The 12,769-nt window shown below is 63.7% G+C and carries 11 protein-coding genes; 7 read left to right on the forward strand and 4 right to left on the reverse strand.

All coding sequences use genetic code 11. The features are described from left to right. Nucleotides 1-1,028 (reverse strand): S8 family peptidase (locus ACTHNE_RS10840; RefSeq protein WP_440269250.1); only part of this gene is annotated, 1,028 nt, incomplete at its 3' end. A gap of 235 nt (nucleotides 1,029-1,263) precedes the next feature. On the opposite strand from ACTHNE_RS10840, the gene ACTHNE_RS10845 reads away from it, so the two are divergent. From ACTHNE_RS10845 to ACTHNE_RS10870, 6 genes are all read left to right on the forward strand, one after another. After that, nucleotides 1,264-2,448 (forward strand): thiolase family protein, encoded by a 1,185-nt coding sequence (locus tag ACTHNE_RS10845; RefSeq protein ID WP_440269251.1) that lies wholly within the window; start codon nucleotides 1,264-1,266, stop codon nucleotides 2,446-2,448. Nucleotides 2,449-2,599: 151 nt separating this feature from the next. Next, entirely contained in the window at nucleotides 2,600-2,992 is a 393-nt protein-coding gene (locus ACTHNE_RS10850; protein ID WP_324939860.1) for a hypothetical protein, read from the forward strand. A 134-nt stretch (nucleotides 2,993-3,126) separates the two neighbouring features. After that, complete coding sequence (locus ACTHNE_RS10855) at nucleotides 3,127-4,734, forward strand: carboxyl transferase domain-containing protein (RefSeq protein WP_440269252.1); 1,608 nt, start codon at nucleotides 3,127-3,129, stop codon at nucleotides 4,732-4,734. Between the two features lie 130 nt (nucleotides 4,735-4,864). After that, nucleotides 4,865-6,556 (forward strand): Hsp70 family protein, encoded by a 1,692-nt coding sequence (locus ACTHNE_RS10860; RefSeq protein WP_440269253.1) that lies wholly within the window; start codon nucleotides 4,865-4,867, stop codon nucleotides 6,554-6,556. Then, nucleotides 6,553-8,001, forward strand: a complete 1,449-nt coding sequence (locus ACTHNE_RS10865; protein WP_440269254.1) for a J domain-containing protein — start codon at nucleotides 6,553-6,555, stop codon at nucleotides 7,999-8,001. The genes ACTHNE_RS10860 and ACTHNE_RS10865 overlap by 4 nt, the downstream gene beginning before the upstream one ends. Before the next feature lie 288 nt (nucleotides 8,002-8,289). Beyond that, nucleotides 8,290-9,285: a phospholipase D-like domain-containing protein gene (locus ACTHNE_RS10870; protein WP_440269255.1), complete on the forward strand. Its 996-nt coding sequence runs from the start codon at nucleotides 8,290-8,292 to the stop codon at nucleotides 9,283-9,285. Nucleotides 9,286-9,422: 137 nt separating this feature from the next. Here ACTHNE_RS10870 and ACTHNE_RS10875 read toward each other — a convergent pair whose 3' ends face one another. From ACTHNE_RS10875 to ACTHNE_RS10885, 3 genes are read right to left on the reverse strand one after another with little or no spacing between them, the layout of a single operon-like run. Next, nucleotides 9,423-9,719 (reverse strand): DUF6587 family protein, encoded by a 297-nt coding sequence (locus tag ACTHNE_RS10875; protein WP_414649770.1) that lies wholly within the window; start codon nucleotides 9,717-9,719, stop codon nucleotides 9,423-9,425. 2 nt (nucleotides 9,720-9,721) lie between these two features. Next, nucleotides 9,722-11,563: a ferrous iron transporter B gene (gene feoB / locus ACTHNE_RS10880; protein ID WP_324945772.1), complete on the reverse strand. Its 1,842-nt coding sequence runs from the start codon at nucleotides 11,561-11,563 to the stop codon at nucleotides 9,722-9,724. After that, nucleotides 11,560-11,799, reverse strand: coding sequence for a FeoA family protein (locus ACTHNE_RS10885; RefSeq protein ID WP_324945769.1), 240 nt, complete (start codon nucleotides 11,797-11,799; stop codon nucleotides 11,560-11,562). The genes feoB and ACTHNE_RS10885 overlap by 4 nt, the downstream gene beginning before the upstream one ends. 126 nt (nucleotides 11,800-11,925) lie before the next feature. Here ACTHNE_RS10885 and ACTHNE_RS10890 point away from each other — a divergent pair, with 126 nt between their 5' ends. Further along, nucleotides 11,926-12,720, forward strand: coding sequence for an enoyl-CoA hydratase-related protein (locus ACTHNE_RS10890; protein ID WP_324945767.1), 795 nt, complete (start codon nucleotides 11,926-11,928; stop codon nucleotides 12,718-12,720). Nucleotides 12,721-12,769: the final 49 nt, after the last annotated feature.

Raw genomic sequence — 12,769 nt, forward strand, 5'->3', positions numbered from 1 at the left:
GCGAGCGACGTGCCTTCGACGATGTAGTAACTGGGATTGGTGGTGCTGGATGTGGCGTTCTTGTCCACCACGATCACGTCGCCCGGTGCAGCCAGGCAGTAGTTCATGGCGACGCCGCACTTGTTCGAATAACTGTCGAGCTGCGTCGGGTTGTTGCTGTTCAACGCCACCGCGACCAGCCAGCCTTTTTGCAAGTTCGCATCGGTCACGTAGCTCGGCAACGAAGCGATCGTGCTCGGGTTGGCCTGCGCGTCGTTGCCGGCTGCAAATACAACCAAGCCACCGTTGTTGACGAATGGCGCATAGGCGGAGTCGAACGCAGCGTTGAGCGAGGCATTGGTGGTGTCCCAGGTAATCCCGCCCCAGGAATTGTTCATTACTTTTACACCAGCGTTTATCAGATCCGCGTTCACCTGCTTGAAGAAGGTCGCGTCGTCGGCTGTCACCGTTGAGGGAGGCGTGCTGCCGTTATCGTCCGGCGCAGTGTCGGAGATGATGCGCGCGGAAACCAGGTTGGCGCCGGGCGCGACACCGCCGGCATAGTTGGGAAATTGCGAGGAGGTCGCACCGGCTGCAATTTCCGATACCCACGTACCGTGGCCGACCACGTCGTCGATCTTCGTGTTGTTCTGGGTCGGATCGACGTAGATGAGCTCCTGCAGCACCCGTGAACCAACCGTCGGGTTGGAGCGCATGATGCCGCTGTCCACAACGCCGATGGTGACGCCGGCGCCGGTATAGCCTTTTTGTTGCAACCCGCTCGCATTGGTCAGCGACAGTTGGGCATCGATCGGCGGCGTCGGCACGTTGGTACTGGGCGACGGCGATGTACCCGGTGACGGCGACGGACCGGGTGACGGCGTCGGTGTGGGCGTAGGTCCGGATGAGGGCGGAAGGGTTTGCGACGGTCCGGGCGGCAGCGATGCTTTTACCGCGCTATTGCTCCCTCCCCCACCGCAGCCGCCCAGGCTCAAAGCCAGACAAATCAAGAGCGCGAGTTCACGGCGGCGCCCGGCCTGCATTTCCATTGTCATATTTCCTCACCCTGTGATCGATCTACATCCCCAGAACGCATTGGAATGCCACTGCTCCCCAATGCGGCATTACCCCATAGCTTATTCGTTTGATTTGTAAGATTGCGAGTGGGGCAAATGCACGGCGTTTCACGAAAAAAAGCACATTTGCTGCAAAGCATCGCGGGCTGCGATAATTCGCAAATTCCTTCCCTGGCGCGACGCGCCCAAAGCTCCCCCGGAGACCCCCATGTCGGACGTCAGCATTGTCATTGCCGGTGCCAAGCGCACTGCCATCGGCTCCTTCCTCGGCCAGTTCACCGGCGTACCCAGCCCCACGCTCGGCGCCACTGCGATCCGCGCGGCGCTGGAGCAATCGGGCATCGCCGCCAAGGATGTGAGCGAGGTGATCATGGGCTGTGTGCTGCCGGCCAACCTCGGCCAGGCACCTGCCCGCCAGGCAGCCCTCGGCGCAGGGTTGCCGCCCGCCACCGGCTGCACCACCGTCAACAAGGTGTGCGGATCGGGCATGAAGGCGATCATGCTGGGCCATGACCTGATCAAGGCCGGGTCGGCCGGCGTGGTGGTGGCCGGCGGCATGGAATCGATGACCAACGCGCCGCACATGGTCAACGCCCGCGGCGGCATCCGCTATGGCGATGGCAAGCTGGTCGACCATATGGCATGGGACGGCCTGACCAACCCGTACGACGGCAAGGCGATGGGCGTGTTCGGCGAACTGTGCGCCGACAAGTACCACTTCAGCCGCGAAGAACAGGATGCGTTCGCGATCGAGTCGGTCAAGCGCTCCCAGGCGGCGCAGGCTTCGGGCGCCTTTGCCGACGAGATCGTGCCGGTGACCGTGGCCGGCAAGAAGGGTGACGTGCAGGTCGACACCGACGAGCAGCCCAGCCGCTCCGACATCAATAAGGTGCCCGCACTCAAGCCGGCCTTTCGCAAGGAAAACGGCACCATCACCGCCGCCACCTCCTCCAGCATCTCCGACGGTGCGGCAGCCCTGATCCTGCTGTCGGCCGACGATGCCAAGGCGCGTGGCGTGAAGCCGCTGGCGCGCATCGTGGCCCATGCCACCCACTCGCAGGAACCGGAATGGTTCACCACCGCGCCGGTCGGGGCGATCAGCAAGGTGCTCGACAAGGCCGGCTGGAAGGTGGGCGACGTCGACCTGTTCGAAGTCAACGAAGCCTTCGCCGTGGTGGCCATGGCGCCAATGCGCGAGCTGGGCATTGCTCACGACAAGCTCAACGTCAATGGCGGCGCCTGCGCACTTGGCCATCCGATCGGCGCCAGCGGCGCGCGCATCGTGGTCACCCTGCTCAACGCCCTGAAAACCCGCGGCCTGCGCCGTGGCGTTGCCGCGCTGTGCATCGGTGGCGGCGAGGCCACCGCCATCGCCGTGGAACGTTTGGATTAAGCAAGGTGCTTGCTTATGCTGCCGGCCGGGTGCCTAACCCAGCCCGGTTTAATGCGGCATAAAAGTTGTTTGTAGAAACCGGTAGCGCCGTAAACGTGAAAGCGCTATTAATAATCCGCCAATTGGCATTCCACGGCTAAGGAGATCCACCATGAAGTTCACGCGTACCCTTCTCGCCTCTGCGCTCGTCGCGCTGCTGGCGGCTTGCAGCAACGGCGCACAGGAAGGCGCGCAGGACGCACAGAAGTCGGCTGATCAGGCCCAGCAGGCAGCAACGCAAGCTGCTGACCAGGCTCAGAAGGCTGCCGCTGCTTCCACCGCTGCTGCCCCGGCAGCCGCTCCGGCTTCCACCGCTGCTGCTCCGGCTGCTGCTCCGGCGTCCACCGCCGCTGCCGCTCCGGCTTCCACCGCACCGGCTGCTGCTGATGCGATGAAGAGCGCCGCCGCCAACGCTTCGGACGCTGCCAGCAAGGCAGCCGACGCTGCCAAGTCGGCCGCTTCCGCTGCGAAGGACGCCTCCAAGGACGCTTCGAAGGATCACTAATCCTTCTTCGTTCTGGTTGCATGAAACCGGCCGCCATCTGGCGGCCGGTTTTTTTATGGTCGCCTGCAACATGCGGAAGAACGGCACGCCCCGTTATCATCCGTGGTTTGCCCCGGTGATCTTCGCACGACCCCATGAGCGTCCTTACCTCGCAGATCGATCCCCGCTCTTCCGACTTCCAGGCCAGCAGCGCCCAACTGCGCAGCCTGGTGGATGATCTTCATCGCCAGCTTGCGCGCAGTGCCGAAGGCGGCGGCGCCAAGGCACGCGACAAACACACGGCGCGCGGCAAGCTGCTGCCGCGCGAACGCATCCGCGCCCTGCTCGATCCCGGCTCGCCCTTCCTGGAACTTTCCCCGCTCGCCGCGCACGGCATGTACGACGATGCGGCGCCGGCCGCCGGCATCATCACCGGCATCGGCCGCGTGCATGGCATCGAGGTGGTGGTCGTGGCCAACGATGCCACCGTCAAGGGCGGCACCTATTTCCCGATGACGGTGAAAAAGCACCTGCGCGCGCAGGAAGTGGCGCTGGAGAATCGCCTGCCGTGCATCTACCTGGTCGATTCCGGTGGCGCGTTCCTGCCCATGCAGGATGAAGTGTTCCCCGACAAGGAGCATTTCGGACGCATCTTCTACAACCAGGCGCGCATGTCGGGCTTAGGCGTTCCGCAGATCGCCGTGGTGATGGGCTCGTGCACCGCCGGCGGCGCCTACGTACCGGCGATGAGCGATGAAACCGTCATCGTGCGCGAGCAAGGCACGATCTTCCTCGGCGGCCCGCCGCTGGTGAAGGCGGCCACCGGCGAAGTGGTGGATGCCGAGACGCTAGGCGGCGCGGACGTGCATACCTCCACTTCCGGCGTAGCCGATCATTTCGCCGAGAACGACACGCATGCGCTGTCGATCGCGCGCGACATCGTGGCCAGTCTCAATCGCAGCAAGTCAATGCCACTGGCCGTGCGCCCGCCGCTCGAGCCCCGCTATGCGGCCGAGGAACTCTATGGCGTGGTTCCGCAAGATACGCGCCGCCCGTTCGACATCCGCGAGGTGATCGCACGCATCGTCGACGGCTCCGAATTCCACGAATTCAAGGCTCGCTACGGCAAGACGCTGGTGTGCGGCTTCGCGCATATCCATGGCTATCCGGTGGGTATCGTCGCCAACAACGGCATCCTGTTTTCCGAATCCGCGCTCAAGGGCGCGCACTTCATCGAGCTGTGCAACCAGCGCAACGTGCCGCTGGTGTTCCTGCAGAACATCACCGGCTTCATGGTCGGCAAGAAGTACGAGAACGCCGGCATTGCCAAGGACGGCGCCAAGATGGTTACCGCGGTAGCCTGCTCGCATGTGCCCAAGTTCACCGTGGTGATCGGCGGCAGTTTTGGCGCCGGCAACTACGCCATGTGCGGTCGCGCCTATGGCGCGCGTTTCCTGTGGATGTGGCCGAACGCGCGCATCAGCGTCATGGGCGGCGAGCAGGCGGCCAGCGTGCTGGCCACGGTCAAGCGCGACGGCATGGAAGCGGCCGGCCAAAACTGGAGCAGCGCGGAGGAGGAAGCCTTCAAGGCGCCGATCCGCGACCAGTACGAACGCCAGGGCCACCCGTATTACGCTACCGCGCGGCTGTGGGACGATGGCATCATCGACCCGGCCGATACGCGCCGCGTGCTGGGGCTGGCGATTTCGGCGTCGTTGAACGCGCCGATCGAGCCGCAGCGGTATGGCGTGTTCCGCATGTAACATGGGCTGCGTAGGTTGGGGTACAACCCCAACATGGCTGTCAATGCGGCATGGCGACGTTGGGGTTTGCACCCCAACCTACGGGAAAGCATCGGATCGTTTTTCAAGGAAGTACAGGGGCAAGAAACGCATGATCGTCGGCATCGATCTGGGCACCACCCATTCACTGATCGGCCACTACGGCGAGCAAGGGCCGCAACTTTTCCGCAACGCACTGGGCGATTACCTTACGCCTTCCGTCATCAGCGTCGACGATGACGGACACATGCTGATCGGCGCCGCCGCGCGCGATCGCCTGATCAGCCATCCGAACGCCAGCGTCGCCGCGTTCAAGCGCTGGATGGGTACTGCGCGCGAAGTTCAGCTGGGCAAGCGCAGCTTCCGCCCAGAGGAATTGTCCGCGCTGGTGCTGCGCTCGCTGCTGGCCGATGCCGAAGCCGCGCTGGGGGAAAAAATACTGGAAGCCGTGATCAGCGTGCCGGCGTATTTCTCCGACGCGCAGCGCAAGGCCACGCGCGCTGCCGGCGAACTGGCCGGCATCAAGGTGGAGCGCTTGATCAACGAACCCACCGCCGCCGCCCTCGCCTACGGCCTGCAAGAACGCAAGGAAGGCAGCCGCTTCCTGATCTTCGACCTGGGCGGCGGCACCTTCGACGTATCGGTGCTGGAAATGTTCGAAGGCGTGGTCGAGGTACATGCCAGCGCCGGTGACAATTATCTGGGCGGCGAGGATTTTCTCGACGCCCTGCAGAGCGCCTGCCTCGCCGACCTGAAACTGCGTGCGGATGAGTTCTCGGCGGTGGAACGCGGCCTGTTGCGGCGCCGGCTGGAACTGGCCAAGCGTTCCTTGAGCCAGCAAACCGAAACCAGCGTGGAATGCCAGGTCGGCAAACATGATATCCATTGGCGCATCGATCAGGATCGCTTCCTGCACTTGGCCGAACCCCTGCTACAACGCATGCGCATGCCGCTCGAACGCGCCTTGCGCGACGCACGCCTGCGTCCCGACCAGCTCGACGAGGTGGTACTGGTCGGCGGCGCCAGCCGCATGCCGCTGGTGTCGCGACTGATCGCGCGGATGTTCGGCAAGCTGCCGCTGCGCCACGTGAATCCGGACGAGGCCATCGCGCTGGGCGCCTGCGTCGCTTCCGGCCTGAAAAGCCGCAACGCCAAACTGGACGAAGTCATCCTCACGGATGTGTGCCCCTACACGCTGGGCGTAGAAATCGGCGAACGCGACGCACAAGGGCATGTGCAAAACGGCTTGTTCTCGCCGATCATCCAGCGCAACAGCGTGGTACCGATCAGCCGCGAAAGCAGCTACTACCCGCTGGCCGAACGGCAGGCCAAGCTCGGGCTGAAAATCTACCAGGGCGAAAACCCGATGGTGGAAAACAACATCAAGCTGGGCGAACTGGAAATCGCCCTCAACCCGACCTTGCCGATCCATGAGAACGAAGTGGTCGTGCGCTTCACCTACGACATCAACGGTGTGCTGCAGGTGGAAGCCACGCCCAAGGCCAGCGGCATCCGCCACGAGCTGGTGCTGCAGCAGAACCCCGGCATGCTCGACGACGCGGAAATTCGCGCCCGGCTGGCCGCGCTTTCGGAGCTGAAGATCCATCCGCGCGCGAAGCAGGAAAACATCGCCCTGCTTGCGCGCGCCGAGCGTCTGTACGAAGAACATCTCTCCGCGCGGCAGACCTTGCAGCAGTGGATCGGCCACTTCCGGCAGGTGCTGGAAACGCAGGACGAACGCCTGATCCAGGAACACCGGCAGAACTTCAGCCAGGCGCTGGATTCGCTGGAGGCGCACGTTTGAACTGGGCGTTCGAACTGCTGGGGCTCCGGCCGGATGCGGAGGCGGCTGACGTCAAGCGCGCTTATGCACGCCTGCTGCGCACGACGCGGCCGGATGAAGATGCAGAGGCGTTCCAGCGGCTGCATGCGGCGTACAAGACGGCCCTGGCGCACGCCAACCGAAAAGCCGCCGCCAGCCCTGCGGCATCGATAAGCGCTCCACATACCGAAGCAGCGCGGCCATCACCTGCGCTCACGGCGGCACCCGCAACGCCACCCTCGACACCGGCCCATGCGCCGAATGTGAGCGTACCCGTCGTTGCGATGGGTCCGCTGACCGGCGCGGTCATTCAAGCCGCGGTGGACGCCCAGAACGGCAACGCGTTGCTGCGCTGGCTGCAGAGCCGCGCCGAGTTCTGGTCCATCCAGGTCAAAAGCCAGGCCGCGCAAGTGGTGCTGCAACGCCTGTTCCAGCAACCGCAGGCGATATCCGCCGAATGCATGGACACGTTGCTGCAGTTCTTCGATCTCAACCACGTGCTGTCCGGCGTCAATCCGGTTGCCTTGCAAAATTTGCGCATGCGGCAGCGGACTTTGTGGGAGCTGGTTCCGCAGAACCATCATGAACTGGCGCGACGCGCTGGCCTCATGCGCAATGGCCGGCCTGACGTGCTGCTGCTGAGGAAGAATCTTGCGCTGCTTGAACGCACTTTGCATTGGATCGGCGCAACCCGCGCGGCCATGCAATCCGATCGCGCGCGTAGCTTGGCCAACCTGGTTCGCGTGTTGTCCAACAACGGCCGTATCGATGACCTGCCACCGTCCATTGACCGGCCGCACGCGACGTTCTGGCTTCGCGCCGCAACGGCTGGTGCGCAACTGACACGTGAGCGCTTTATCCTCAATTCGTTGCGTGCAAGCGTGTTTGCGCTCATTACCGTGCTTGTGGTGGTTGGCGTTGGCGTGCTCAGCGCAGGTAGCGACGGCGTGAATTGGAGGGAGATGGCACGCGTATCGGGCGTTCTGGGCGGAAGCGTGCTCGGGCTGTGGCTGCTGCTTGCCGGATGCTGGTGGTTCGATCAATGGCAAGGCATGCCCGAAAGCGCGCCGACACGCTGGCCGTGGCTGCGCCGGCTTGCCATTCCCGCGGTATGCGCATCGAGCCTTGCCGTATACAGCATCAATCAGGCAACGCTGACGCAGCTGCTGATTTCGCTGTGCTTTATTTTCAGTATCCGCAAGCTTCGACGGCGGCTTATCGATGCAGGCGGCATCGGCAAGCGCTTCGATATTCCGCTCACCCCGATCATCTGGGTCGGCATCATGACGATAAGCGTGCTGTCGCGCATGCATAGCATCAGCGATATTTCCTTGATGCCGGTGCTGGCACTGCTCACGCTTGCGATCTCGATCGCAGATTTGTGGCGTCATCGCGCCTATCTGCATCCCAAGCTTGCACGTAACTGACCTTCGCTGCGCCTTCGTCAGATGCGTGCAAGTTACGTATCACGTTTCGATCGATCTGAACCGCTTCGCGTTCACTCGCTTGTGACGAAGGCGCACGCCGCTTAAACGCGCACCGCGTTTGCCACCTCGCAGAAAGATTCCTGTCATTCGCACCCGCTGAGATGCGCGCCTTCGGCTGAAGGGGAAAACCCGGCATCGCCGGCCAGCCGAAAGGTCGCGCACGGAGGGAGGGCGACAGGGGATCAGCGCAGGGAGTGCGACAACCTAACTCGACATAAGGACCAAGTCATGAAAAATCGTTGTGAACGTTCCAGCCTTGCCAAGGCCGCGCTGGCGGCCGTTTGCGCTTTCGGCGTCGCGCTGCCTGCGTTTGCGCAGCAGACGCTGGTGATCGAACCCGACCAGGGGCTTAGCTCGATCTACAGCCTGATCAACTCCGCCAGGTCGACCATCGACATGACGATGTACGAGCTGCAAGACACCACGGCGCAGAACGACCTGTGCAATGCAGCGGCACGTGGCGTCAAGGTGCGCGTCATCCTCGACGTGAACCATGAGCAGAGCAACAACACCTCCGCGTTCAACCAGCTCAGCAACTGCGGTGTGAGTGTGAAGTGGGCCTGGACCACATACGCGGCCACACACCAGAAGAGCATCCTGATCGACTACGGCACCTCGAATGCGCAAGTGGCGATCATGTCGCTGAACCTGACCAGTCGCTACTACAGCACCAGCCGCGACTATGCCGTGATCGAGAGCGACCCGGTCGACATGGGCGCGATCGAGGCCACCTTCAACAAGGACTTCGCGCATACCTCGGTGACGCCCTCGAACGGCGATGACCTGGTATGGAGTCCCACCAACTCGCGCACGACCCTGCTCAACGTCATCAACAACGCCACCACCAGCCTGCTGGTGGAAAACGAGGAGATGAGCGACAGCGGCATCGTCAGCGCGCTGGAAAACGCGGCCTCTGCCGGCGTGAACGTGACGATCGTGATGACCGACAACAGCAAGTACTACACCAATCTCGACGCGTTGAAGTCGTCCGGCGCGAACATCGCCACCTATCCGAACGACAACACCTCGCTGTACATCCATGCGAAGGCGATCGTGGCCGATTACGGCACCTCGAGCGCGGTGGCGTTCGTGGGCTCGGAGAACTTCTCGTATTATTCGTTGAACAAGAACCGCGAGCTGGGCTTGACCACGACCGATTCGGGCGTGCTGGATCAGCTCAACAGCACGATCAGCAACGATTATTCGGGTGCCAATCCGTACTAAAGATGTTTACCTGCGGATTGGAGCGGGCCTTGCGCTCGCTCCAATTCGCCGGCAAGCACAGTAGGTTGGGGTGCAAACCCCAACGTCGAAATGTATGGGCACGGCAACGTTGGGGTTTGCACCCCAACCTACGGAACTCAACGCTGCCGCGGCTTGAATTCCAGTGGCATGGCTTCGCCACGCGCACTCGCCGGCGGCTTGGGGCCGCACGCACCGCAGGTGCTGCAGCCATCGCTGCAGTTGCCGGTCGCCTGCGTTGGCTGCAGGCGACGCCCGAACGCGCGCACCCATGCCGCATGACCGGGCGCGCTGAAATGGATCGACGCGGCCGCCAGCCAGCGATTGGTGACCTGCGGCGCCAGCTTGCGGAACGCATACGTTGCACTGGCCAGCACCGCGAGGCCAATCACTACATATTGAAGCAGCAGACTCATGCTCACGAGAACAACCTCGCCACCTGATAGGTGATGAAGGATGCTGTGTACGCCACGGCAAACATGTAGCCGAAGGAGATCGCCACGTTGCGCCAGGAATTGGTTTCGCGGCGGATCACCGCCAACGTCGACATGCACTGGGGCGCAAACGCAAACCACACCAGCAGCGACAGCGCCGAGGCCAGCGAGAAATTATCGGTAAGCGCGTGCGCCAGGCCGCCGCTCTGCGCATCGCCACCAACGGCGTAGATCGTCGCCAGCGTGGCCACCGCCGTTTCGCGCGCCGCGAACGCGGGAATCAGCGACAGGCTGATCTGCCAGTTGAAGCCCAACGGCGCAAAGATGTGCTGCAGGAAACGCCCGAGATAGCCGGCGAAGCTGTAATTGATCGCCGGCCCGGTGGCGCCTTCCGGCGGCGCCGGGAAGCTGGAAATGAACCACATCAGCACCGTCAGTGCCAGGATCACGCCGGTCAGGCGCTTGAGGAAGATGGTGCCGCGTTCCCACAAGCCGATCGCGATGTCGCGCGCCCGCGGCAAGCGGTACGAAGGCAGTTCCATCAGCAATGCATGCTCGCTCTTGTCACGACGCAGGCGCTTGATCACCCAGCCCACCGCCATCGCGCCGGTGATACCCGCCACATACAGCGCAAACAACACCACGCCCTGCAGATTGAACACACCCAGCACACGCCGCGCGGGAATGAATGCGCCGATCAACAGCGCGTACACCGGCAGGCGCGCCGAACACGTCATCAGCGGCGCGACCAGGATAGTGGCCAGGCGATCGCGCGGATCGGTGATGCTGCGCGTACCCATGATGCCGGGAATGGCGCAGGCGAAACTCGACAATAGCGGAATGAACGAGCGACCGGTCAGGCCTACCGACACCATCAGGCGATCGAGCAGGAACGCCGCGCGCGGCAGGTAGCCCGATTCCTCCAGCATGAGAATGAAAAAGAACAGCACCAGGATCACCGGCAAAAAGCCGAGCACCGTGCCGAGGCCGCCGAAGATGCCGCTGACCACCAGATCGTGTAGCGGCCCAGCCGGCAGCACTGCGGCGGTATGCTCGCCCAGCCAGGCGAAGCCGTTGCCGATCAGGTCGCTCATCGGCTTGCCCGATGCATACACCGCCTGGAACACCAGGAACATCACCAGCCCTAGCGTGAGCAAGCCGAACACCGGATGCAGCGCCCAGCGATCGAGCGCATCGTCGATCACCGCCGTCGCGCGCGGCATCGTCACGGTGGCGGCCATCAGTTGACGCACTTCGCCGTGCAGATCGGCGCGGCTGGCCGGATCGTCCGGCAAGGCCGGGGGCGCTTGCGGCAAATCGCCATCCACGCGCTCGACCAGCGCGCGCGTACCGCCGCGTTTCACGGCGATGGTTTCCACCACCGGGATGCCGAGGCGACGCTGCAGCTCCGGCACGTCGATGGTGATGCCGCGATGGCGTGCTGCATCCATCATGTTCAAGGCCAGCACCACCGGACGGCCCAGGCGCTTCACTTCCAGCACGAAGCGCAGGTGCAGGCGCAGGTTGGTGGCGTCGGCCACGCAGATGATCAGATCGGGCGCCGCTTCGCCCGGATAATTGCCTTCGAGTACGTCGCGGGTGATCTGTTCGTCGGGGCTGGCCGCATCGAAACTATAGGTGCCGGGCAGGTCCAGGATCTGCATCACGCGGCCGGAGGGCGCGGTGAATCGCCCTTCCTTGCGCTCGACCGTGACGCCGGCGTAATTGGCGACCTTCTGGCGCCCGCCGGTGAGCTGGTTGAACAACGCCGTCTTGCCGCAATTGGGGTTGCCGACCAGGGCGATGCGCAGGCTGCCGGCGCTCATGCGATCTCCCGTACTGTCACGCGCGCGGCCTCGGCGCGGCGCAGCGCGAAGCGGGTCGAGCCGATCTGGATCAGCAGCGGATCCGCGCCGACCGGCCCGCGCGCCACCAGGCGCACCCGCTCGCCCGCCACAAACCCCAAGTCGCGCAGGCGCTGCGCGATCAGGTCTTCGGCATGGGCATCTTCGACTCGTTCAACCACGGCGTAAGCACCTTTCGGCAAATCGGACAGGCGCACGGTTGTCATGCTTCTAAATAAGAATGGTTCGCATTGTATCCTCTTTTCGCATTGGGTGCAGGACCGCACTCCCGAAGCGAGCGGGGCTTGCTCTACGCTTTAAGAAATCCCCGCACGGACGACCCCATGCCCACGACCATCCAGATCGCCGACCACGCCGGCATCCGCGAGCTTCGCCTCAACCGCCCGGACGTCCACAACGCCTTCGACGACCGGCTGATTGCCGAGCTTACCGCTGCCCTGGAAGACGCCGGCCGCGATCCTGCAGTGCGCGTAGTGGTGCTGACCGGCGTGGGCGCAAGTTTTTCCGCCGGCGCCGACCTCAACTGGATGCGCGGCATGGCCAAGGCCAGCGAGGCGGACAATCGTGCGGATTCGCTACGGCTGGCCGCCCTGATGCGCACGCTGCAGTTCCTGCCCAAGCCCACCATGGCCCGCGTGAACGGCGCCGCTTATGGCGGCGGCGTGGGCCTGATCGCCTGCTGCGACATCGCCATTGGCGTGGACACCGCCAAGTTCGGGCTGACCGAGGTGAAGCTGGGCCTGGTGCCGGCGGTGATCTCGCCGTACGTGATCGCCGCGATCGGCGTGCGGCAGGCCAGGCGCCTGTTCCTGACCGGCGAAATTTTCGACGCGGATACCGCCGCACGCATTGGCCTGTTGCATGAAGTGGTGTCGGCCGAATACCTGGACGACACCGTACACACCTTACTCAAGCAACTGGCCAAGGCCGGACCCGTGGCGCAGCACGAAGCCAAGCAACTGGCCTTCGGCATGCATGGCCTTACGCAAGCCGCGGCCGAGCGTATCGATCAGGAAAACGCTGCGCTGATCGCCCGCCTGCGCGTATCGCAGGAAGGCCAGGAAGGCCTGGCGGCTTTTCTCGACAAGCGCACGCCGGCCTGGATACAACCCAGCTGACGCCATGCTGGCAGCAGTTCCCCGCTAGCTTGTTCTCCACCCTTCCCCA

Source organism: Dyella sp. (genome assembly GCF_051954575.1).
In the GTDB taxonomy this organism is placed as follows: domain Bacteria; phylum Pseudomonadota; class Gammaproteobacteria; order Xanthomonadales; family Rhodanobacteraceae; genus Dyella_B.

Bases quoted from the DNA above. Each gene is read 5' to 3' on its own strand.
- ACTHNE_RS10845 (WP_440269251.1), top strand. From the start codon at position 1,264: ATGTCGGACGTCAGCATTGTCATTGCCGGTGCCAAGCGCACTGCCATC.
- ACTHNE_RS10850 (WP_324939860.1), top strand. From the start codon at position 2,600: ATGAAGTTCACGCGTACCCTTCTCGCCTCTGCGCTCGTCGCGCTGCTG.
- ACTHNE_RS10855 (WP_440269252.1), top strand. From the start codon at position 3,127: ATGAGCGTCCTTACCTCGCAGATCGATCCCCGCTCTTCCGACTTCCAG.
- ACTHNE_RS10860 (WP_440269253.1), top strand. From the start codon at position 4,865: ATGATCGTCGGCATCGATCTGGGCACCACCCATTCACTGATCGGCCAC.
- ACTHNE_RS10870 (WP_440269255.1), top strand. From the start codon at position 8,290: ATGAAAAATCGTTGTGAACGTTCCAGCCTTGCCAAGGCCGCGCTGGCG.
- ACTHNE_RS10875 (WP_414649770.1), bottom strand. From the start codon at position 9,719: ATGAGTCTGCTGCTTCAATATGTAGTGATTGGCCTCGCGGTGCTGGCC.
- feoB (WP_324945772.1), bottom strand. From the start codon at position 11,563: ATGAGCGCCGGCAGCCTGCGCATCGCCCTGGTCGGCAACCCCAATTGC.
- ACTHNE_RS10890 (WP_324945767.1), top strand. From the start codon at position 11,926: ATGCCCACGACCATCCAGATCGCCGACCACGCCGGCATCCGCGAGCTT.